The organism is Ruegeria discodermiae (assembly GCF_030758345.1).
GTDB lineage: Bacteria > Pseudomonadota > Alphaproteobacteria > Rhodobacterales > Rhodobacteraceae > Ruegeria_C.
Genome location: NZ_JAVAMO010000001.1, coordinates 647227 through 667101, shown reverse-complemented (window position 1 = coordinate 667101; position 19875 = coordinate 647227). Strand labels below are relative to the sequence as shown.

Annotated in this window: 22 protein-coding genes; 6 read left to right on the top strand and 16 right to left on the bottom strand. The window is 61.2% G+C overall.

The window, feature by feature from the left end; genetic code table 11:
* Nucleotides 1–9: 9 nt before the first annotated feature.
* Nucleotides 10–1575, bottom strand: a complete 1566-nt coding sequence (locus tag Q5Y75_RS03345; protein WP_306194331.1) for an ABC transporter substrate-binding protein — start codon at nucleotides 1573–1575, stop codon at nucleotides 10–12.
* Between the two features lie 234 nt (nucleotides 1576–1809).
* On the opposite strand from Q5Y75_RS03345, the gene Q5Y75_RS03340 reads away from it, so the two are divergent.
* The 3 genes from Q5Y75_RS03340 (at nucleotide 1810) to Q5Y75_RS03330 (ending at nucleotide 2960) form a co-directional block, all read left to right on the top strand.
* Nucleotides 1810–2145: a hypothetical protein gene (locus Q5Y75_RS03340; protein ID WP_306194330.1), complete on the top strand. Its 336-nt coding sequence runs from the start codon at nucleotides 1810–1812 to the stop codon at nucleotides 2143–2145.
* Between the two features lie 39 nt (nucleotides 2146–2184).
* A complete protein-coding gene (locus Q5Y75_RS03335) occupies nucleotides 2185–2529 on the top strand; it encodes a hypothetical protein (protein ID WP_306194328.1) in 345 nt (114 codons plus the stop codon).
* A 104-nt stretch (nucleotides 2530–2633) separates the two neighbouring features.
* A complete protein-coding gene (locus Q5Y75_RS03330; protein WP_306194326.1) occupies nucleotides 2634–2960 on the top strand; it encodes a hypothetical protein in 327 nt (108 codons plus the stop codon).
* A 12-nt stretch (nucleotides 2961–2972) separates the two neighbouring features.
* Here Q5Y75_RS03330 and Q5Y75_RS03325 read toward each other — a convergent pair whose 3' ends face one another.
* From Q5Y75_RS03325 to Q5Y75_RS03285, 9 genes are all read right to left on the bottom strand, one after another.
* A complete protein-coding gene (locus Q5Y75_RS03325; protein ID WP_306194324.1) occupies nucleotides 2973–3701 on the bottom strand; it encodes an amino acid ABC transporter ATP-binding protein in 729 nt (242 codons plus the stop codon).
* Complete coding sequence (locus Q5Y75_RS03320; protein WP_306194322.1) at nucleotides 3701–4537, bottom strand: amino acid ABC transporter permease; 837 nt, start codon at nucleotides 4535–4537, stop codon at nucleotides 3701–3703. The genes Q5Y75_RS03325 and Q5Y75_RS03320 overlap by 1 nt, the downstream gene beginning before the upstream one ends.
* Nucleotides 4538–4544: 7 nt before the next feature.
* Complete coding sequence (locus tag Q5Y75_RS03315) at nucleotides 4545–5360, bottom strand: ABC transporter substrate-binding protein (RefSeq protein ID WP_306194319.1); 816 nt, start codon at nucleotides 5358–5360, stop codon at nucleotides 4545–4547.
* 25 nt (nucleotides 5361–5385) lie between these two features.
* Nucleotides 5386–5919: a DUF4329 domain-containing protein gene (locus tag Q5Y75_RS03310; protein WP_306194318.1), complete on the bottom strand. Its 534-nt coding sequence runs from the start codon at nucleotides 5917–5919 to the stop codon at nucleotides 5386–5388.
* 63 nt (nucleotides 5920–5982) lie between these two features.
* Nucleotides 5983–7563, bottom strand: coding sequence for an ABC transporter substrate-binding protein (locus Q5Y75_RS03305; RefSeq protein WP_306194317.1), 1581 nt, complete (start codon nucleotides 7561–7563; stop codon nucleotides 5983–5985).
* A gap of 148 nt (nucleotides 7564–7711) precedes the next feature.
* Nucleotides 7712–8263, bottom strand: a complete 552-nt coding sequence (locus tag Q5Y75_RS03300; protein ID WP_306194316.1) for a pyridoxamine 5'-phosphate oxidase family protein — start codon at nucleotides 8261–8263, stop codon at nucleotides 7712–7714.
* The gene (locus Q5Y75_RS03295; RefSeq protein ID WP_306194314.1) at nucleotides 8256–9293 is read right to left on the bottom strand and encodes a lipocalin-like domain-containing protein; all 1038 of its coding nucleotides are present in this window, start codon (nucleotides 9291–9293) and stop codon (nucleotides 8256–8258) included. Before Q5Y75_RS03295 ends, Q5Y75_RS03300 begins: the two co-directional genes overlap by 8 nt.
* Nucleotides 9283–11694: an ABC transporter permease gene (locus tag Q5Y75_RS03290; RefSeq protein ID WP_306194312.1), complete on the bottom strand. Its 2412-nt coding sequence runs from the start codon at nucleotides 11692–11694 to the stop codon at nucleotides 9283–9285. The genes Q5Y75_RS03295 and Q5Y75_RS03290 overlap by 11 nt, the downstream gene beginning before the upstream one ends.
* Nucleotides 11691–12338 carry an ABC transporter ATP-binding protein gene (locus tag Q5Y75_RS03285; RefSeq protein ID WP_306194310.1) on the bottom strand — a complete coding sequence of 216 codons (648 nt, stop codon included), beginning with the start codon at nucleotides 12336–12338 and terminating at the stop codon, nucleotides 11691–11693. Before Q5Y75_RS03285 ends, Q5Y75_RS03290 begins: the two co-directional genes overlap by 4 nt.
* 170 nt (nucleotides 12339–12508) lie before the next feature.
* On the opposite strand from Q5Y75_RS03285, the gene Q5Y75_RS03280 reads away from it, so the two are divergent.
* Nucleotides 12509–12949 (top strand): potassium channel family protein, encoded by a 441-nt coding sequence (locus Q5Y75_RS03280; RefSeq protein WP_306194308.1) that lies wholly within the window; start codon nucleotides 12509–12511, stop codon nucleotides 12947–12949.
* A 7-nt stretch (nucleotides 12950–12956) separates the two neighbouring features.
* On the opposite strand, the gene cls is transcribed toward Q5Y75_RS03280, so the two are convergent.
* From cls to Q5Y75_RS03255, 5 genes are all read right to left on the bottom strand, one after another.
* Nucleotides 12957–14369, bottom strand: a complete 1413-nt coding sequence (gene cls, locus Q5Y75_RS03275; protein ID WP_306194306.1) for a cardiolipin synthase — start codon at nucleotides 14367–14369, stop codon at nucleotides 12957–12959.
* An 82-nt stretch (nucleotides 14370–14451) separates the two neighbouring features.
* Nucleotides 14452–15570 carry an acetoin utilization protein AcuC gene (locus tag Q5Y75_RS03270; RefSeq protein ID WP_306194303.1) on the bottom strand — a complete coding sequence of 373 codons (1119 nt, stop codon included), beginning with the start codon at nucleotides 15568–15570 and terminating at the stop codon, nucleotides 14452–14454.
* A complete protein-coding gene (locus Q5Y75_RS03265) occupies nucleotides 15571–16032 on the bottom strand; it encodes a phage holin family protein (protein WP_306194300.1) in 462 nt (153 codons plus the stop codon).
* Nucleotides 16033–16045: 13 nt separating this feature from the next.
* Nucleotides 16046–16333 carry a hypothetical protein gene (locus Q5Y75_RS03260; protein WP_306194298.1) on the bottom strand — a complete coding sequence of 96 codons (288 nt, stop codon included), beginning with the start codon at nucleotides 16331–16333 and terminating at the stop codon, nucleotides 16046–16048.
* Nucleotides 16333–17445 (bottom strand): AI-2E family transporter, encoded by a 1113-nt coding sequence (locus Q5Y75_RS03255; RefSeq protein WP_306194295.1) that lies wholly within the window; start codon nucleotides 17443–17445, stop codon nucleotides 16333–16335. Before Q5Y75_RS03255 ends, Q5Y75_RS03260 begins: the two co-directional genes overlap by 1 nt.
* A 118-nt stretch (nucleotides 17446–17563) precedes the next feature.
* On the opposite strand from Q5Y75_RS03255, the gene Q5Y75_RS03250 reads away from it, so the two are divergent.
* Both Q5Y75_RS03250 and Q5Y75_RS03245 read left to right on the top strand, forming a co-directional pair.
* A complete protein-coding gene (locus Q5Y75_RS03250; RefSeq protein WP_306194293.1) occupies nucleotides 17564–18415 on the top strand; it encodes a YihY/virulence factor BrkB family protein in 852 nt (283 codons plus the stop codon).
* Between the two features lie 134 nt (nucleotides 18416–18549).
* Nucleotides 18550–18744, top strand: a complete 195-nt coding sequence (locus tag Q5Y75_RS03245; RefSeq protein WP_306194289.1) for a hypothetical protein — start codon at nucleotides 18550–18552, stop codon at nucleotides 18742–18744.
* A gap of 89 nt (nucleotides 18745–18833) precedes the next feature.
* Here Q5Y75_RS03245 and Q5Y75_RS03240 read toward each other — a convergent pair whose 3' ends face one another.
* Nucleotides 18834–19835, bottom strand: coding sequence for a YncE family protein (locus Q5Y75_RS03240; protein WP_306194286.1), 1002 nt, complete (start codon nucleotides 19833–19835; stop codon nucleotides 18834–18836).
* Nucleotides 19836–19875: the final 40 nt, after the last annotated feature.

The following is a 19875-nucleotide window of genomic DNA, read 5'->3' as shown; positions in this document are numbered from 1 at the left end:
GGCGTCGGGTCAGTTCACGTTCACCCAGCGCAGGATGAAGAAGTTGTCAGGTCGCTGGGTCAGCGCGACATTGTTGCGTGTGCCCCAGACCAAGGGCTGGACGTAAAGTGGCACATAGGTCTGCTCGTCCTGAATGATCTGCGTCACCTCATCCAGCATAGCCTGTCGTTTGCCTGCATCCAGTTCCGCCTGAATCAGCGGCAGCAACTCATCGACCCGCGCATTCGAGAAGCCGCCGAAATTCCAGCTGCCCAGTTTCTTGTCAGGGTTGGGCGTGGTCACCAGAAACCGGATGGGATGCTCGGCATCGAAAGTGCCCGGGCTCCAGCCCAGCAGGTACATGTCGTAATTGTCTTCGCGCAGTTCCGGCCAGTAGTTGCGCACCGGCATCGCGTCCAGCTCGGCCGTGATGCCGATCTGAGCCAGCATGCTGACCACCGCCTGACACACGGCCTCGTCATTCAGATAGCGGTCATTGGGGCATTTTAGCCCGAAGGAGAACCCGTTCGCATAGCCCGCCTCATCCAGCAGCGCCTTGGCTTTGTCCACGTCAAAGGCACGGCGGTCGGCATGGGCGGCGGAATAGCCGCTCATCGCCGGGCTGACCAGTTGCGAGGCTTCTTCGGCGTTGCCGCGCATGATGGTGGCGAGGATGGCAGGCACGTTGATGGCATGGGCCACGGCCTGCCGCACGCGTACGTCTTTGAAGGGGTTGGGCTGGCCCGCGTCGCCCCCGTATTTCAGCGCCTCGGCTTCATGCGGGAAACCCAGCATGATCACCCGCGCCTCAATGCCCTGAATGATCTCGACCTCATCGCTTTCCTTCAGCCGCGCGGCATCCTGGATGGGCACCGGATTGATCATGTCCACATCGCCCGACAGCAGGGCCGCTACCGCAGTGGCCGGGTTCTGGATCGGCGTGAACTCGGCCTGTGTGATGTTATGCGTCGCATCGTCCCACCAGCCCTCGAACGGCTCCAACACCGTGCGCAGACCGGGTTCGCGCGCGGTCACCCTGAAGGCGCCGGTGCCATTGGCGTTCAGGGTTGCGTAGTTGCCATTGTCCTTGTCGGGCAGGGCGGCCGCGTTGGCCTCGGCCCAGCCGCTATCCATGATCATCCAGTTAGCGATCGAGCCGGGAAAGATCGGGTTCGGGCCATGGGTCAGGATGTCGATCGTGTAGTCGTCAACGATCTTGACCTCTTTGACCGGGGCAAACCAGCTATTGGTGTCGGCCACCTCGTTCGAAGCACGCTCGTAGGAAAACAGCACATCCTCGGCGGTGAAGTCGCTTCCATCATGAAACGTGACCCCCTCGCGCAGATTGAAGCGCCAGCCTTCGCCATCCCCGATTGGTTCCCATGACACCGCAAGCGCCGGTTCGACCGCCATATCCTGATTCCGCCTGACGAGCCCTTCATAGACATTGTTGAGAAAGCCCAGCACCGGGGCGGAGTTGACCGCATGCGGGTCCAATGTCTGCGGATCGGTGGTTGAGGCCCATTTGAAATCTGCGGCCTGCGCGGCAGTTGCAGCCAGCAGGACCAGCCCGATGGCGGAGGATCTGAGGAACATGGTGGAAACTCCCTGATGGTATCGCAAACATGTTTGAGGATTTGGCGGACGGCGTAAAGGGCAAGCGGCAGGTTCTTTCGGCAATCCGCGCGGGCCGAGCCGCGCCAGATGCCATCTTGGGCAGCGTTAAGAAAAGTTAAGCCTTTGAACAGACGACCCAAAGGCTTGCCTCCCACGTTTTGAGGTAAGTCGAATAGCGCGGCATCCCGCGCAGCGAAATCAAGGGGGCAACAGATGTTGGACGAAAAGACCTACAAAGCGCGCTTGCAGGACATCTCTGCGCGCGCCTGGCGTGATCCGGTGTTTGCGCGGGAGCTTCAAAACGATCCCCATGCGGCCCTCGCGACCTATTTCGAGGGCATTCCCGGCGATTACGAGATCCGCGTGGTACAGGACAGTTCGGACAAGAAATACCTGCATATCCCGACCCCACCAACCGAAGGTGAGATCGATGAGCGGGATCTGTTGCAGGCCCAGGGCGGCACAACGCCGGTCTGCGTCAGCTACATCGTCACCACCATTGTGTCGGCGGTGGGTGTCACGGTCTACACCACGATCGAAAATCCATAAGCAGCGAGCACCACTCGGTGCTGCGAAAGGATAGAGAACATGGAAAACCCGCATTTTAAGATATCGAGCTTCGTGGAGCTTCAGCGTCGCGCGCAGGCTGAACCCGCATTCCTTAGACAGCTTCAAGACGAGCCGCATGCGGTTCTGGCGGAGTATGTTGGCCCAATCGACAGGGAAATCGAGATCAGGGTCGTGCAGGACTCCGATGAAACGAAATACCTGCATATCGCGTCGCCGCCGCCGCAAGGCGAGGTCAATGAACATGACCTGATGCGCGTGCAGGGCGGGACCACCCCGGTTTGCATCGGCGCTTCGGTCATCTCGGCATTATCTCTGGTAAGTGTCTCAGCCCAGAGCATCGCACAGACGAGTCTCATCGACTGAACGCGCCCGAATTCCTTGGAAGATCACCCCAAGGAACTGCGCATTTGGTCACGTTGAGGGAGACCGACACAGGCCCCTCCAAACTCAACCTGAGGAGAGAGAGCATGCAACCAAAGAATGAAAGCAGCCAACGCATGGCGCAAATACAGGACCGGGCACAGAACGACCCCGCGTTTCGGACGCAGCTGCAACGCGATCCGCACAAAGCGCTGGAAGAATACTTCGGCCCGATTGACAGCGATATCGAGATCCGAGTGGTACAGGATACCGAGCAGACAAAATACCTGCATGTCCCACCGCCGCCGCCGCAGGGTGAGATCAGCGACTACGATCTCGTGAATGCGCAGGGTGGCACGACAAGGATTTGCACTATAAGTCTTGTCTCCATGTATTCGGCGATCACCGTTTACTCCGTAATCACGAGTTCCTGAGGCGAGGTCGGTTTACAAAACCGCGCTGAGAAAGGCTTTTGTCCGTGGCTGTTGCGGGTTGCCGAACAGCGCCTCTGGCGGACCTTGTTCCAGAATGCGGCCCTCGCAGAGGAAACAGACCTTGTCGGCCACTTCGCGGGCAAATCCCATCTCATGCGTGGCCATCACCATGGTCATGCCTTGCGACTTGAGCTGGCGCAGCACGTCCAGAACCTCGCCCACCAGTTCCGGGTCCAGCGCCGAGGTGATCTCGTCGAACAGCATGATCTCAGGTTGCATCGCCAGCGCGCGGATGATGGCCACGCGCTGCTGCTGACCCCCCGAGAGCTGATCGGGGTAGTGCTGCATATGCTCGGACAGGCCAAAACGGTTGAAAAGCGCGGTGATTGCAGGACGTAGCTGGTCGCGCGACAGGCGTTTGATGCGGCGCGGCGCCAGCATCACGTTTTCCTCGGCGGTCATATGTGGAAACAGGTTGAAGCTCTGAAACACCAGCCCGATGCGCTGGCGGACCGGCTGCGGATCACGCTCGGGGTCCGAAATATCCTGCCCATCCAATTCAATGAAACCATCGTCGATAGGCTCAAGCAGGTTGATGCAGCGCAGCAGGGTGGACTTTCCTGACCCCGATGCGCCAATCAGGCAGACCATGTCGCCCTCGTTCACTTGAAGATCAAGACCGTCGATGACTGATTTGTTCCCAAACGATTTTTTTAGGCTTCGCAACACCAGATGCGTCATCAGCTACGGGCCCTGTTCTGTTTCGTGATTAGGTAATCGGCATAACGCGTGGCCGGAATGGTCACGCAGAGAAAGATGATCGCGGCCACCACGTAAGGTGTGAAATTGGCTAGTAGCGATTTGAACACGCCAGCCTGACGCAGGACCTCGACCGGACCGATGAATGAGAGCAGTGCCACATCCTTCTGCAGCGCGATGAACATGTTCATGTTGGCCGGCACCACCCGGCGCAGGGCCTGAGGCAGGACCACGAACCGCATTGTGTCCGATTTCGACAGGCCCAGCGACAGGGCAGCGGCGCGTTGCGAGGCGTGGATCGACTCGATGCCCGAGCGATAAATCTCGGCCACATAAGCCGAATAGGTCAGGATCAGCGCCAGCGAGCCCCAGATATAGGGCGAATTCCACGGCCGTGGCAGGCCCAGCCCCGGCACGCCAAACCCGATCAGATAGACCACCAACACCACCGGAACCCCGCGGAAGATATCCGTGTAAAGGATCGCAAACAGCCGCAGCGGATAGAGCGCGGGATTGCGCACGTCACGGCAGAGCGCGATCACAAGCGCCCAGACCGCGATCAGTGGCGCGCACCAGGCAAAGATCGCCACGTCCAGCAGAAAGGCCTGCAACAGCTTGGGAAAAGTCTTGAGGAAAACCTCGCCGTTGAAGAAGCTCTTCTGCACCGCCTCCCATCCAGGGGCCAGCGGCACCAGCAGCATGATCGCGCCAACGACCAGAAGCGTAGAGAGGGAGGCGATCACGATGCCGCGTTTGCGCGCGCGCGCCTCGTGGATTTCGCGCCGGGTTCTGCCCGGCGCTGCCCGGGCCACTGTCATGCCGCGCTCATTTTATGACGGGAACACCGGTATTCTGGGCCAGCCATTCATCCTCCAGCAGATCGAGCGTGCCGTCACCGGACATCTCCGTCAGCGCGGCATCGACGCATTCCTTAAGGGGATTGCCCTTGGACATCAACATGCCAAAACGGTCAGGATTCTCCGTGCGATCTGCCGGGAACTGACCCAGCAAAACGCCATTGTCGAGCGTCACCGCCGACAGGTAAAGCGCGGTGGGCAGGTCGAACAGGGCGGCGTCGATCTGGTTGGATTTCATCGCCTCGACCACATCGGCATTGTCATTATAGAGCAGCGGATCGGAGTCCGGCCCGATTAGGTCCTGCAGCATCGGCACAGCGGTGGTGCTGGCCTGCGCCCCCCATTTGAGCGTCTTGAGCGAGGCCAAGTCAGGTTTCGCTCCGCCATCGACCACCGGTTTCGTGGTCAGGACTGCCATCGCGGCGGAGTAATAGGGGACGGAGAAATCGACCACCTTCTCGCGATCCTCGGTGATCGAGAATTGCTGCAGATTGACATCGAAATTCTTGGCGCCGGGCTGGATCGCCTCGTCAAAGCTGGTGCGCACCCAGTCTACCTGATCGGCCTTGAACCCCATCCGCTCGGCCACGGTATAGGCCATGGCCGCCTCGAACCCGCTTTGGCTGCTGGGATCATCTTCCAGCACCCAGGGGAAATAGGCCGGGTTGCCAGTGGCCACCGTCAGCACCCCGTCCTTCAGCGTCTTGCCGTTGGCGCAGCTATTCTGGGCCAGCGCCGAGCCGGCACTCAGGGCAAGGATGGCAGTGAGGGTCATCAGGCGCATGTCGCATCTCCTTGGGTTGGGCTTGTCACTCGGTCTCGCGGATATCGAGCTCTTGCAGAGTATAGAAATCTCCGACGGGTGCACCATCTTCCGGGTCATATCTCGGGTCCTGGGGCAGGCAGCCGGGGCCGCAGAGCAGCCGTGCCGTGCCTTCGATACCGTCGATAAACCAGAACCGCCCGCCCGGCGTCGCAACATATCCATCAACACCATCCTCCATGTCCGCGACGATATCAGAGGAGGAGGGAATCTCGCTGTCCACCGCGAGGTCATGGGCAGCATGGGTGTGGAAGCTCGCCAGCGGCTGCACATAGGTGCCGGGCGGATATTCGGGCCGACAACTGTCGGTACCCCCGCGTCTGGGGTCCGAGATAACCAGTTGGCCGTCCAGATCCTCGCCGATAAAGCCGCAGAATTCGCGATTTTCAGCAAAAGAGACGGCCTGCAACTCGCCCAGCATCTCATAAGCGAGGTCGGTGACATCCACATATTGCGCCTCGGCACGATTGGGACCGGTCAGGACAAAACACAAGGTAAGAAGAAACACTATCAGGGGCATGGAACACAAAGCCGTCAAACGAAACGGGGCGCCTCTGCGCCCCGCTTAATGCTCAGCTACAGGTTATTGCATCGTGAAATATTTGATCTTCGGCGAATCCTCGGGTTCGACGATGGTGCCGACATTGGACTTCATGCCCCAGTTCAGCACCTGGTGGTGGATCGGGATATAAAGCTGATCATCCTGCACCACCTGCCAGATTTCGGCGATCATCTCGTCCCGCTTGGGCAGGTTGGTTTCCGAGGCCAGCGCCACGATCTTGGCATCCAGATCCGGGTTGGAATAGCGGGTGCCGTTCCACGAGCCATATTTCTCGCCCTTGGTGTGGGTCAGGAAGTTGAAGATGTATTCTGAGTCGTAGGTCGGAACACCCCAGCCCAGCATGTAGAAATCTGTTTCCAGATTGTTGATCAGCGGGAAGTGCTGCGCTTTGGGCTTGGCATCGAGGTTCACGGTGATACCGATCTGCGCCAGCATCCCCACGGCGGCCTGACAGATCGCTTCATCATTGATGTAGCGGTCGTTCGGGCAGTCCAGCTGGATCGAGAACCCGTCGGGATAGCCTGCCTCGGCCATCAGCGCCTTGGCGCCTTCGATATCCGTGGTCGAGGAGCCATCCATGCCCTCATCCCAGCCGTTGACAAATGGAGGCGCGATCATGCCCGCCGGGGCAGACTGGCCGCGCATAACCACTTGCTGGATCGCATCGCGGTTGATCGCCTTGGACATGGCCTGACGCACCCGCACATCCGAGAGCGGGTTTTTACCGTCGACATTGTCATTGGCCAGATCCGCATCGCCCTGGTTCATCCCGAAAAAGATGACCCGGTTCTGCGGTGCGGTGCGCACATCCAGACCATCGGTGCCCGCGACCCGCTCAAGGTCCTGCACCGGGACGTCCTGAATGATGTCCACCTCACCCGACAAGAGCGCCGCTACGCGGGTCGCGGGGTTCTGGATCGGGGTATAGATGATCTCGGTCACTTCCAGCGGGAATTCGTTTTTGCCCCAGTAGTTCTCATTGGCGGCCAGAACGGTTTTCACGTCCGGTTCGCGGCTGACCAGCTTGTAGGGGCCGGTGCCATTGGCGTTCTTGGCTGCAAACGTGTCTTCGCCGCCCTCATAATCCTGCACCTTCACGGCGTTGTTTGCCTCGGCCCAGCCTTTGTCCATCATGAACATGTTGGTCAGGTTGTTGGGCATGATCGGGTTCGGACCGTCGGTTTCGATCTCGACAGTGTATTTGTCGGGCGCGCGTACTTCTTTCACCGAGGCCAGCAACTCTTTGTAGTCGCTGTCCGGAGTCATTGCGCGATTGAGCGAGAACACAACGTCTTCGCTGTCGAACTCGGCCCCGTCATGGAAGGTCACGCCTTCGCGCAGCTTGAACACCCAGACATTGGGGTTCTCTTCAGATGGGCCCCATTCGGTGGCCAGCGAGGGCACAAGCGTGCCGGAATGGTCGCGCATCACCAGCGTTTCCATGATCTGGTGCGCCAGAGCTGAGGTTGGGCCTTCGTTCTGGGCATGCGGGTCCAGCGTCAGCGAGTCGCCCGCACGCGCCCAGCGCAGTGTTTCCGCCGAGGCCGCGCCGACCATCAGGGCGGTGGCGCTTGCCGCAAGCATGAGATGTCTGAGTTTCATGTAGTTTCTCCCATTATCGTTGTTCGACCGGTTTTCCGGTTTGAACGCCCCGGCGCAGGACCGGGTGTCATGGAGGGTATCATCCAAATCGGCGCGAAGGTTGCAACGGGTGTTCTTGGTTTTTCTGCAAATTTCGCATTCCCCTAGGTCAGGGGGATAGCCAATGGCCCATCCATCCATCGGCCCGCTCGAAATTTGCGCGGCGGTGGCCGGCGGGGTCAAGGCAGACCGATTCAATCCGCGATAATGTGATGTCCAGCGCGGCGAAATGGGCCGGATCGGGCAGGATTTGCCAATCATCGGACCGGTCGATCTTAATACCGGGCGGCGGCACATGGCCGTAAGCCTCGCGCATGTGCTCGGGCACTGCGTCCCAATCCCCGGCGCTGCCTTGCGTTACCCAGGCGGTGCCATTCATCCGCAGTTGCACAAGGTCATCGGGCGACCACAGATGCAGCGCCACCTGCGGGTTCTGGCGCAATTGCCCCACCTTGTCGGAGCGTTTGTCGGTAAAAGCGGTCAACTGGCCCGCGGCGCGATCCACCTTGCGCAACACCACGATGCGCACCTGCGGCGCACCCTTCCCATCCACCGTGCCCAGCGTGACATAGCGCAATGGCGAGCGCCCTTCAGAGATCGCCAGATCCAACAGCCCCCAGGCCTGATCCAGCGTTTGCGTCAGTCCCGGTGTGTCAGTCATAGCCCGTCATCTCCAGATATCCCTTGCCATCATGGCTGCCGGTGACGCGCACCGGCCCTTCCCAATAGGGGAACGAGGTCGCCATCCAGGCCTGCGGGTTCAGCGCCTCAATCTCAACCGAAAGCGCCTTGTCTGGCAAGGCCAGCCGCCAGCGCGTGGGCAGATCGCGCCCGGCGACGCGGGTCATATCAAGCGGTTCAACCGCGATCATACCATCGGGCAGGGGCGTCGCGCTGCCATCGGCCTTGATCCAGGTGCCCGACGTGAAATCTCCGCGCCCGCCGCGCAGCCGGAACGCCATCAGACGGGTGCCATCGTCAAAACCGAGCGAGAACCAGTCCCAGCCGGTTTGATCTTCCGATAGCGGTTGCGAGGACCATTCGCGATCCAGCCAGGCCGTGCCGGTCACCGCGACAGGACCCGAAGGCAGGGTCAGCGTGCCGGTCACCGCAAAATTGGGCTGCGAGTAGTAATAGCTGGCCTGTCCGTCCTGCGATTTCACCGAATAGCCACGATCCCCATGCAGCACCAGCGGCCCCTGCGCGGCCAGACTGAGATCATAGGCGAACTCCGCGCTACGCGCCCGCAGATCGAGCCTGTCGAAATCGGGGCCTGCCATGCGCCAGTCGTCGATCCAGGCCTCAAACGGGTCGGCAGTGACCCCGGCCTGTCCGATCCCGCCGCGCGCCAGCCGCTCGGCCACGAAGTGCCGTTCGGGCGTGGTCAGTGCCGCATGGGCGAGCCAGAGCTGCGGGCTCTGCCAGCCCGCCTTGTCATAGGGGGCCAATGCCGAGCGGAACAATGTCCACTGGATACCATAGTCCTGACCATCCGCGCCGGTGAGCGTTGCAGTGGCATACCACCATTCGATCCGATAGCTCGGATGCGGGCCGTGATCGCGTGGGAAGGCAAGCGCGTGACCACGCTCGGGCACCGCAAACCCGTCGGCATCACTGCCAAGCCCGGCAAAGCCCTGCGCATAGGCGCTCAGCGGCAGCAAGAGCAGGAAGAGCAGCAGCCTAACGCGCATTGGCAAACACCTGCAGCAGGTCCGATGGCGGCAGGTGCCGCAGCCGCCTTGCGGGAAGAAGGGCTGCCAGAATGGCCGTGGCCACCGCAAGCAGCAACAGGACAAGCCATTGCAGCGGAAAGAGATGCATCGGCAGGCGCCAGCCAAAAGCCTCGACATTGATGATGGCCAGCAGCGCCCAGGCCAGAACCAGCCCCAGCGGCAGCGCCAGAACCGCCGTCATCACCGCAAGCGCGACGCTGCGCAGCACCTCCAGCCGCGCCAGCGTATCGCGCTGCACACCCAGCGCCCAGACCGGGGCCAGCTGCGGCAGGCGATGCGCCCAGAGTGTCAGCAGGCTGGTCAGGATGGCGAATCCCGCAACGCCAAGGGTCAGGATGTTCAGCGCACCGGTAACGACAAAGGTCTTTTCAAAGATCGCCAGCGACGAGGCCTTGATCGCGGCCTGCGGCACCACGGCCTGCGGCGGCAGCGCAAACCTGTCGGCAAGTGCTGTGCGCAGGTCCTCCGCCTCAGGCGGATCGATCCGGATACCAAAGCGGGTATTGGGCAGGTCCGGCACGCGTTCCAGCAGCGCGGGCAGGGCGGTGATGGCCTGACCGGTCGGGTTGCCGTAATCGGAATAGACCCCGGCGACCGGCAGGCTCCAGCCGGGCAGCAACTCAACGCGATCGCCGGGCCAGAGGTCCATCCGCCGCGCCATCTGTTCGTTGATAAGCGCTCCACGCCCCTCGGCCAGCACATCCCAGACCTCGGGCAGCTCGGCAATCAGCGGCCAGTTGTTGCGATAGGTCGGGTGATCGATGATGCCATAGAGGAACACCGTCTCGCCCGCGACCTGCACCTCGGTTGCCCGGATCGGAAGCACCGCATCGGCGCGGGAGTTCAGCCAGCGCTCGATCTCATGGCCCTGTGCCTCGTCACGCGCCGTCACATAAAGCTCCGAGGCCAGCCGCTGATCGAGCCAGCCGGTGAAGGTCAGGCGAAAGCTCGACACCATGGTGCCGACGCCGATATTGGCGGCCAGCGCCAGCAGCAGCGCCATCAACGCCAGTGACAGGCCCGGCAGTTGCGCGCGCATATCGGCCCAGATCCACTCCTCCAGAGGTCCGCGCGCAAAACGCTCACCCAGCCGCAAGGCCAGTGACAGGATCGGCGGCAGCAACAAAGCCGCCCCCATCAGCAACCCGCCCAGCATCGCAAACCCGGCGATCAGGCCGTCAAATACCACCAGCGCAAGGAACCCCGCGCAGATCAGCAGCGCGCCAAAGCCTGCTTGCGCGCGGGCAGGCAGGCCCTGAGCTGTCCAGGCATATTGACCCTGCGCCTGCAGGATCGGCACGCGCGACAAATGCCAGAGCGCCTGCGCGCTGGCGGCAAACGTGCCCGCAACCGCCATCATCAGCCCCAGCGCGACCCAGGCGGGCTGCAGCGCCAGATCGCCATCCACCGGCGCGCCATAAAGCCCGCGCAGCGTGGCGGCCACATCGGGCAGCAGCGCGGCGGCCACGCCATAGCCAAGCACCAGACCGATCAGGCCGCCGATCAGCGCAAAAAGCAGCAACTCGCCCAGCATCAGCCATGTCAGGTCACGCAGCGGCAGGCCCAGGGCGCGCAGGGTGCGGATCATCCCGCGCCGCTGCTCGAAGGACAGGCCGACCATGCCATGCACGATGAACAGACCCACCGCGAAGGAGAGCAAGCCGAAAGCGGTCAGGTTCAGATGAAAACTGTCGGTCAGCCGCGCCAGTTCCGACCGGCCCTCAGCGCGTACAAGCATCAGATCGGGGGCGAGGTCGGCAAGCGGGGTCAGCCCGGCAGACTGATCCGGCAGGATCAGGAGGCGCGTGATCTCTGCGCGGCGGTTCAACAGCATCTCGGCAGTGCCGATATCGGTCAGGACCACGCCGCTGGGCAGGTTTTGCGTGCGCCTCACTGGGGGCAATCCCGGTTGCGACTCCAGTCGTTCTGCCGTCTCTGGCCCGGCGATCAGCAAGCCCGGCGCCAGCAGCGCATCGGTGGGCGCGATCCCGTCCTCCTGCGAGGTTTCCTCGACCGCAGGCAGCGCGGGGTAAGAGAGCAGATCGACGCCCATCACGTCAACCGAGCCGCCCGGCAGGCGCAATTGCCCCTCCAGCAACGCCGCCAGTTGCCAGCCCGCCCGGCGCAGGGCGACATAGCGCGCCAAGGGGATCGGGCCGCTGGCGGCGCGCAGCTCGTCGAACTGGCCGACACCCAGCTGCGCGCTGGCTTCGGCATAGCTGGTGCGCGCCTCGGCATTGATCGCCTGCACCGCCGACCAGAGCCCGGTGGCCAGTGCGAGCCCCGCAAGAAGTGTCACCAGTTGCAGAGGATGCCGCGCCCAGTGCGACCACAGGCAGGCAATGGCGGCGCGCCTCATGCCAGATGCCCTCCGCTCAGATGCGCGCGCCGGTCCAGCCGGGCGGCGATGGCAGCGGAGTGGGTGACCAGCAGCAGACCGCAGCCGGTCTCGGCCACCAATTCTAGCATCAGGTCCAGCACGGCGGCACTTGCGGTTTCATCCAGATTTCCGGTGGGCTCATCCGCCAGCAACAGGGCAGGGCGCGTGGCCAGCGCCCGCCCGATGGCGACACGCTGCTGCTGCCCACCCGAGAGCTGTTCGGGAGAGCGCGAAAGAAACGGGGCCAGCCCCAGCCGATCCGTCAGATGAGACAACCATGTGGTATCACTTTGATCGGAAAGGCGCGCGTGAAAGGCGAGGTTCTGTTCGACATTCAGCGAGGGGATCAGGTTGAACTGCTGGAACACCAGCGCCAGGCTTTCGCGCCGCAAGGCTGCGCGCCCGCGCTCGTTCAGAGCGGAAAGGGGCGTGCCCGCGACTGTAATCTCACCGCTGTCGAAATGATCCAACGCGCCCACGAGGTTGAGCAGCGTGCTCTTGCCCGAGCCGCTTTCTCCGGTCAGCGCCAATGTCTCGCCACGCTCCAGCACCAGCGAGACCTGATCGAGCACGGGCCGCCCGCCCGGATAGGTCTTGCTGACAGTTTCGACACTCAGAAGCATGGCAGGTCCAAAGCCTAGCAAATTGATCACGTTGTGATTTCCAATCGACAATCTGACCGGGTGAGCCTCGCTGTCCAGTCCAAAAGGGGGATGCGCGGGATTGACGCGGGTCAGGCTTTGGGACACCAAAGGGGCAAATAGCGAGCCGCTATCAGCAACAGGAGAGCCACGTGTCGCTGCCACATCAGATCGTCTGGGGCAGTCTCTATCTGGGGATCTGCTTTGTCGTCGAAATCATGCTGCTGGTCTGGTGCACGCTGATCCTGCGCTCTTTCGGTAAGCGGTATGAACGGCATTCAATCTCCGTTCAGGCGGGCGGGCTGATCAGCATTGCGCTGTTTTTCATCGTTCTGGCCCATACGATTCAGGTCTGGGTCTGGGCCGTTGCCTGGATGATGGACGGGACATTGGCGGATTGGAACGAGTCGCTCTATTTCTCACTGGTGACCTATACCACGCTGGGTTATGGCGACATCGTGCTTGGGCCCGATCTGCGGATATTTGCGGCGTTTTCGGCTGTGGCCGGGCTGTTGGCCTTTGGGTTGTCCACGGCCTATCTTGTGGCCTTGATGTCGATGATCTTTGACAAGCAGCTTCGCCCAAACGACTAGAGCTGTCTCACAGGACAGGTGCCAGCAGCCGCGCCAGCGGGGCGCCGTAGCGGATGTGAGGCGGCTGCAGATCGAGGGTCTTGGTCAACTCGAAACTGTTGAGGAAATCCGCGCGCAGCATCTCTTCGACCTGCGCGGCGAAGCCTGCATCAAAGATCAACGCCATAGCTTCGAAATTCAGCCGGAAGGATCGGTTGTCCAGATTGGTCGTGCCAACTGCCGCCATCGTATCATCCATTAGGATGACCTTTTGATGCAGGAACCCGTCGGTATAACGAAAAAACCGCACACCCGTTTCGCAGATCTCGTCAAAATAGGCGAAGGCCGCGAGCCAGGGCATCGTGTGATCGATTGAGTCCGGCAACAGAATACGCACATCGACACCCCGCAGCGCCGCGTTCTTCAAGGCTGACATGATGTCCAGATCGGGGATGAAATAGGGCGAGGTGATCCAGACCCGCTCCTGCGCGGCAACGATCGCCGAGAAAAACATCATCGAGCCTGTCTCTGTCCGGTCGCCCGGGCCGGTGGCAACGATTAGAGCATTGACGCCGGGGTCAGCAAAACTGGTGGACCAGTCCAGATCATCGATGATTTCGACATTGCGCGCCCAATGCCAGTCTTCGACAAAGATCAGTTGGAGTTGCAGGACGACCGGGCCGGTCAGGCGCAGGTGCGTGTCCCGCCAACGGCCGAATTTCGGGTCATCGCCCAGATACTCGACCCCGACATTGTGACCGCCGATGAACCCGACCTTACCATCCACAACCACGGTCTTGCGGTGATTGCGGTAGTTCAGTTGAAAGCGGAAATTCGGACCGCGCTGCTGGCGCGGGTCTGCGATGTCGATGCCGCTTTCGATCATCCGGGCAATGAACTCGTTTGGCAGGCCATAGCTGCCCACCGCATCGGTGAGCATATTGACGGTCACGCCCCGATCGACCGCTGCGACCAGCTTGTCGCGCAACTCGCGCCCAAGGAGGTCATCGCGCAGAATGTAGAACTGGATCAGGATATAGGACTGCGCCGCATCAATCGCGTCAAAGATCGCGTCGAACGTGGCGTCTCCGTCGATCAGCAACTCTGCGGTATTGCCCCGGATAACGGGCATATGCGCGATATCTTCGAACGGCTTTGCATTCAACCGCAACTCATCAGAGGGCGGACGGGCCTGCGTGGCAAAGGCCTTGATGCCCTCGACGACGCGCTCACTTTCCCGGCGCGCGATCCTGTAGCCGCGAAACCGGTGATGGCCCAGAAACATATAGGCCGGCACGGCCACCACCGGGAAGGTCAGCAGGAAGATCACCCAACCGACGGAACCCTGCGGCGTGCGTGCCGTTTGCGCGGCGCGCAGGGCGAAGAAGGCTGCGGTTGCATAAAGTGCGAGGACAAACAGCGAGACCAGTACGGTCCACATGAGATTCGGGCCTTTTCAGCGACTTACCACGCGCCAGTCTATAGGCGGTTGCTGCCCTTGGCCATGTCCACAATCACCCCGTTCAGGCCAAGGCCGCGATCCGGCGTTGCATGTGAGCGATCATCTGCCAGATCTCCTCACGTACCGGCCCGGGACGGGCAGGGTCGCGCAAGGTCGTGATCCAGTGGTGCGCAGGTGGCTGGCCCGCCTTGCGAGTCCAGCGCAATTGAGCCAGCACCTCTTGGGCGTCTTGTGGTGAGGTCTCGGGGATTTCATGGCCGTTCAGCACCGCCCAGACCCCGGTCCAGAGTCGTGCCACGCTCCACGGGTTATAGCCACCACCGCCCAGAACCAGCAGCCTGTCGCTCACGCCCATGAGATCGCGCAGCAGGCGCCAATGGGTGTTGTTGGACAGGGCAAGCCGGGACAGCGGGTCTTCCTCAACTGCATCCGCTCCACATTGCAAGATAATGATATCAGGGTCAAAATCTGACAGAAGGGGCAGAATGACCGCCTCGCGCAGGACGTGGAATTCACTGTCATTGAAGCCGCGCGGCACCGGCAGGTTAAAGGCGTTGCCGCCGCCGGTGTCAACAAGCGTGCCGGTAAACGGCCAGCGCGCCTGTTCATGGGTCGAGATCAGACGCAGGCGATCCTCACCGACGAAGGCAGCCTCGACCCCGTCGCAGTGATGGGCATCGATATCGACATAGGCGACTCGGCCCACGCCAAGCGCCAGCAGGCGTTTGATCGCCAGCACCGGATCGTTGAGGTAGCAGAACCCGTTGGCGCGATCGGGAAAACCGTGATGGGTGCCGCCGCCGGGGTTAAACACAACCCCACCACGCGCCACCAGCTCCGCGCCCAGGATCGACCCGCCCGCCGCGGTGGCGGGACGGCGGTACATCTCAGGGAAGACCGGATTGGAGAGCGTCCCGAGACCATGACGCGCCCGCGTATCCTCACTGACATATTGTGCGTTTTCAGCCTCTTGCAGGGCGTTTATGTATCGCTCCGTGTGGAAACCCGTCAGCGCGGCGGGTTTGGCGCGCGGGCTGACCCGATATTGCGTCTCGGGCAGCCAACCCAATGCGCGGCAGAGGTCCAGAACGGTCGACACCCGCTGGATCGCCAGCGGGTGTTTCAGCCCATAGCTTGAGCCCCGGTAAATCTCTGATCCGATCAGGATCGGGGCGGGCATCTATTTCTTGGCGCTTTTCAGCAGGAGCGAGAGCAGTGGGCCGATGATGGCGGGCAGGGCCGAGCCCAGCGGATCGCGTGCGATCTGCGTGACCTGACGGCTGATACCCCGAACCTCGTCCACCGCCTCTTCCAGATCGCTCTCAAGCTCTGCGATGGCGAGGTCACGCATCTCGATGGCTGGACCCACGTCCTTTTCCGCGCTCATGCGGCTGGCAACCGAGACCAGAATGGCCGCCAGCACCAGATTGGCCCCCGCGACCACCACAGCCGCCAGATAGCTCTGCATGACCAGGGAAAGCGCCTGATAAGCCGCGACGTTCAGCATGATGATCCCGATCCCGGTGATCAGCGCGGCAAACAGCATAAGTCCGGTCTGCTGCTGGAATACAGCCATCTGGCGCCGGGTGATGAGGCGTTCGGTGCGGTAGATGATCGAGAGGTTTCTGGTGATCCGGCTCATCTCGGCACTCCTGTCAGAATTTGGTGATCCGGCCCAGGGCAAATCCCAGGCCAAAGGCCGCGATCGTGGTCAAGAGCGGCTTTTGCGTCGGGAAATCGCCCAGCTCCTTGGAAAACTGCGCCCAGAGCGCGTCCAACTCGCTGCTGTCGATGCCGTGACCGGCCAGCATCTTGTCAAAGCTGGAGCGCATTTCACCGGGCTCTGGCTCCGCTTCGTCATGTGGCTCTACCGCTGCGGGCTTAGCGGCAAGTTGCGCCTTCAGCGTGGCCAGTTCGGCCTCTAGTTCGGCTTTGGTGGCCATCACGAAGTCCTTTCGGTGTCAGAATCAAAGATCGTCCCATCCTTTGACATCAGGATAGCAACGGGCCGCAAGGCCTTGATATGGCTGAAAACGATCAGCAGGCAGACGGTCACCGGCACGCTCAGAAACGCGCCGACCACGCCCCAGACCGAGCTCCAGAACGTGAGCGAAATGATCACCATGAAGGTCGACATGTTCAGCGACCGCCCCAGCAGTGCGGGGTCCAGGAAGTTGCCCATCAGAAACTGCACCGTGCCGCAGAGGAATATGATCGTCAGGAAGGGTGACAACGAGTCGAACTGCACCAATGCGATCAGAGCGGGGAATATCACCGCCACGATGGAGCCGATATTGGGAATGAAATTCAGGCCAAATGTCAGCACCGCCCAGGTCTCCGCATATTCCAGATCCAGCCATCTGAACACGCCATAGCTGATCAGGGCGGTCATCGCCGACACCATTGATTTCACCCCCACATAGCTTTGCAGGCTTTGTGAGATCGCCGCCATCACCGCGCTCAGTTTCTGGCCGAACACCTTGTCATTGGCGGCCAGCAGGATCTTGCGCCTAAACATCAGCCGCTCGGCCATCAGGAACCCCACATAGAGGCTGATCAACACGAAGGTGCTGAGAAATGAGGTTGCCCCGCCCACGGCACTGCGCGCGATGAAGGACATGTCGAGATTGACCAGACTGTCCCGGATGTATTTGGTCACATCATTGCCGACCAACGTGACCAGCTTGTCCAGCGCGGCGTCAAAAGCGGTCTCGTAGCTGCTGAAATTGCGCACCATCTGCGTGGCCTGACTGCCCAGCACATACATGATCAGGAACAACCCGGCGAGAACCACGATCACAGCCAGGATATTGGCAAGCCAGACGGGCAGGGGCAGGAAGTCGAGAATACGGTCACTGACCGCGATAATCAGCACATAAGCCAGCAGCGCAAGCACCAGAGGGATCAGGAAACCGGACCCCGCATAAAGGCCAAAGACGATCACCGCGATGATCAGCGATACGTCCCGAAATGTGGACAGCGTGGGATGCAGCCCTTCGGCGGACGATGGTGCGCTCTTAGAGAGCTCGGATTTTTCGTCTGGGTTGAAGGACATGCAGGCGGACCCCGGTTTGCGTGATGCAATGTTGCACCGGAGCGCCACGCGGTGCAATCGGGGATTGAGACCCGCCTCGACCATTGCGCTGTGTGTCTGTGTCACTAGGCTGGGGGTCATGTTCTTTCGCACCCATCCCGATCCGGCACTGCCGGCGCGCGCCTTTCTGACCGCGCTGAGACGGTTCACGCTCAAAAGCGGCTGGGTCATGAGCAGCCATGTGGCAATGTTTGCGATGCTGGCGCTGTTTCCGTTCATCCTGTTCAGCATCGCGTTGGCGGGCAGCCTTTCGGAGAATGTGATCAACGACGATGTCATCGCGCTGATCTTCGGGGCCTGGCCGCCCGATGTGTCAGGACCGATCATTGCAGAGCTCAAGAATGTCTTGAACAGTTCCGGCACCGGAGTGCTGACTTTTGGGGGGCTTCTTGCGGTGTTCTTTGCCTCCAACGGTGTGGATGCGGTGCGAATGGCCATGACGCGGGCCTACCACGATTACGACGATCGCCCCTTCTGGCAGACGCGGCTACTCTGTATTGCGATTGTAGTGGCTGGCGCTGCCATCGTGATCGTGGTTGCTGCCATCGAAGTGGTGCTGCCGCTTTATGGCCAGCTTGTGTCCGAGGCGCTGACGGGTGAGTCCAAGGACCTGATTTCGGTCGAGCGGCTGAGCTGGATTTTCATCATCACCATGCCTGCGGGCGGTGTCCTGACCTTTCACATGCTGCTGCCCGCACGGCGCCACAAGCTGCGCCAGATCCTGCCGGGCGTGGTGCTGACGCTGGTGCTCTGGGCGGTGGTTGGCTGGGGGTTTTCGATCTATGTGTCGCAATTTGCCAGCTACAGCGCGACCTATGCGGGGCTGGCCGGTGCCATGTCGGCGCTGATTTTTCTGTACCTGATCTCGGCCATCCTGATCCTGGGGGCCGAGTTCAACGGGGCGCTGATGGATCTTCTGGCCGAGGAATGATCCTGAGCAGGTCGTGGCTCCAAATCACAAAAAAACCCTGATCCCCGAATTGCCCCAGCGTTGCCATTTTCCGGTCCCAATCGCCTTTTAGACGAGTAGTCAGACCGGGAAAGTAGCTCCTCGGGGGGAATAAGATGACCACCACTCAGCCGCGCGCGCGGCATAACATGTTGTTTGAACTTCTGCGCCAGAAGCATCTGTCGGAGGAGACTTCGAAACGGGTCGAGGACCAGAAGCCGCAGGTGTCGAGAGGGGATGCTCTCCTGCTGCAATCACTGGCCGCCTCGTCGTTTCGCGAACAACGTCTGCCGCGCGCGACACGGGTCTAGTTTAGCTTAAGATATCCGCCGCAGAGGTTCGGGACCCGCACCAGGCCACTGCGTAGAAAGGCCTATCTAGCCTCCCCATAATCCCGACATCAGTTCGCGCCGTCGGGTTTGGCCTTTACAGAGCTGATCTCCAACCCGTCCGCTCCGGCACCGGCCTCCAGCAGCCGCGTCACTTTCCAGTTGTCCGTCGCGATCTCAACAACTTTCTCCGACAATTCCGACCCGACATAAAGATGCGCGCCATCCGGTGAGAAGAGCAGCGAGGGCGGCCTTTTGATGTCGAATTCATTGAGATCCACGACGGCCAGCTCGCTCCGGTCGGCGGCGTCGTAAACCAGCACGCGGTTGCCATGCAGGTCGGCAATGGCAACGCGATCCCCGGCTGGGTTGAAGCGCACGCGAATGGGCACAAACCCCATCTCGATCGTTTCGATCCGGTCCATCGACTGGGCATCAAATATGATGATATTCTCTGATTGATTGTTGCCGACCCAGACTTCCTTGCCGTCCGGGCTGACAAACACGGCCTCTGGCCCTTTGTTTGCCTCGATCGTCTCAAGCGTCTTCATTGCAGTCGTATCTATAACACTGACCGTGTCAGAGCCGCGGCTTGTGACATAGGCGCGTGAGGCATCAGGCGAGAGCGCGAGCAGATGCGAGCCTATCTGATCGGTCACGGCTGCACCTTCGACCTTGCCGCGTTCCACATCGACACGGATGACATCGCGGGTCTCTTCCGTGGTGACGATCACGCTGTTGCTGTCGCCGATCCAGGCAATGCCGTGGGGCGCAAGGTGAGGTTCGATGTCGATCGTTCTGATCAACTCGGTTGACGCCACATCGAATACATTCAGCTCACGCCCGATATAGCCATCCTCAAGATAGGACACGACAACGGCCAGAGTTTGGTCGGGCGACAGGGCCAGTTCATGAGGCGAGGGGCCGGTTGCTCGGCGGGCCAATTCCGCGCCGCTGTCCAGATCGATGAAGCTGACAGTTCCCTCGTATTTATTTGCCACAATCAGCGTATCGGCGAGCGACACGGCGGGCAGCATAGCCAAAATGAGTGCTGTGAAACCAAGGCTTTTCATGTCTGATCCTTTCGGTCCTGCGGTGTTTGGCTGGTCTGGT

Coding starts and splice junctions, on each gene's coding strand:
- Q5Y75_RS03345 (WP_306194331.1), bottom strand. CDS start 1,575: ATGTTCCTCAGATCCTCCGCCATCGGGCTGGTCCTGCTGGCTGCAACT.
- Q5Y75_RS03340 (WP_306194330.1), top strand. CDS start 1,810: ATGTTGGACGAAAAGACCTACAAAGCGCGCTTGCAGGACATCTCTGCG.
- Q5Y75_RS03335 (WP_306194328.1), top strand. CDS start 2,185: ATGGAAAACCCGCATTTTAAGATATCGAGCTTCGTGGAGCTTCAGCGT.
- Q5Y75_RS03330 (WP_306194326.1), top strand. CDS start 2,634: ATGCAACCAAAGAATGAAAGCAGCCAACGCATGGCGCAAATACAGGAC.
- Q5Y75_RS03325 (WP_306194324.1), bottom strand. CDS start 3,701: ATGACGCATCTGGTGTTGCGAAGCCTAAAAAAATCGTTTGGGAACAAA.
- Q5Y75_RS03320 (WP_306194322.1), bottom strand. CDS start 4,537: ATGACAGTGGCCCGGGCAGCGCCGGGCAGAACCCGGCGCGAAATCCAC.
- Q5Y75_RS03315 (WP_306194319.1), bottom strand. CDS start 5,360: ATGCGCCTGATGACCCTCACTGCCATCCTTGCCCTGAGTGCCGGCTCG.
- Q5Y75_RS03310 (WP_306194318.1), bottom strand. CDS start 5,919: ATGCCCCTGATAGTGTTTCTTCTTACCTTGTGTTTTGTCCTGACCGGT.
- Q5Y75_RS03305 (WP_306194317.1), bottom strand. CDS start 7,563: ATGAAACTCAGACATCTCATGCTTGCGGCAAGCGCCACCGCCCTGATG.
- Q5Y75_RS03300 (WP_306194316.1), bottom strand. CDS start 8,263: ATGACTGACACACCGGGACTGACGCAAACGCTGGATCAGGCCTGGGGG.
- Q5Y75_RS03295 (WP_306194314.1), bottom strand. CDS start 9,293: ATGCGCGTTAGGCTGCTGCTCTTCCTGCTCTTGCTGCCGCTGAGCGCC.
- Q5Y75_RS03290 (WP_306194312.1), bottom strand. CDS start 11,694: ATGAGGCGCGCCGCCATTGCCTGCCTGTGGTCGCACTGGGCGCGGCAT.
- Q5Y75_RS03285 (WP_306194310.1), bottom strand. CDS start 12,338: ATGCTTCTGAGTGTCGAAACTGTCAGCAAGACCTATCCGGGCGGGCGG.
- cls (WP_306194306.1), bottom strand. CDS start 14,369: ATGTGGACCGTACTGGTCTCGCTGTTTGTCCTCGCACTTTATGCAACC.
- Q5Y75_RS03270 (WP_306194303.1), bottom strand. CDS start 15,570: ATGCCCGCCCCGATCCTGATCGGATCAGAGATTTACCGGGGCTCAAGC.
- Q5Y75_RS03265 (WP_306194300.1), bottom strand. CDS start 16,032: ATGAGCCGGATCACCAGAAACCTCTCGATCATCTACCGCACCGAACGC.
- Q5Y75_RS03260 (WP_306194298.1), bottom strand. CDS start 16,333: ATGGCCACCAAAGCCGAACTAGAGGCCGAACTGGCCACGCTGAAGGCG.
- Q5Y75_RS03255 (WP_306194295.1), bottom strand. CDS start 17,445: ATGTCCTTCAACCCAGACGAAAAATCCGAGCTCTCTAAGAGCGCACCA.
- Q5Y75_RS03250 (WP_306194293.1), top strand. CDS start 17,564: ATGTTCTTTCGCACCCATCCCGATCCGGCACTGCCGGCGCGCGCCTTT.
- Q5Y75_RS03245 (WP_306194289.1), top strand. CDS start 18,550: ATGACCACCACTCAGCCGCGCGCGCGGCATAACATGTTGTTTGAACTT.
- Q5Y75_RS03240 (WP_306194286.1), bottom strand. CDS start 19,835: ATGAAAAGCCTTGGTTTCACAGCACTCATTTTGGCTATGCTGCCCGCC.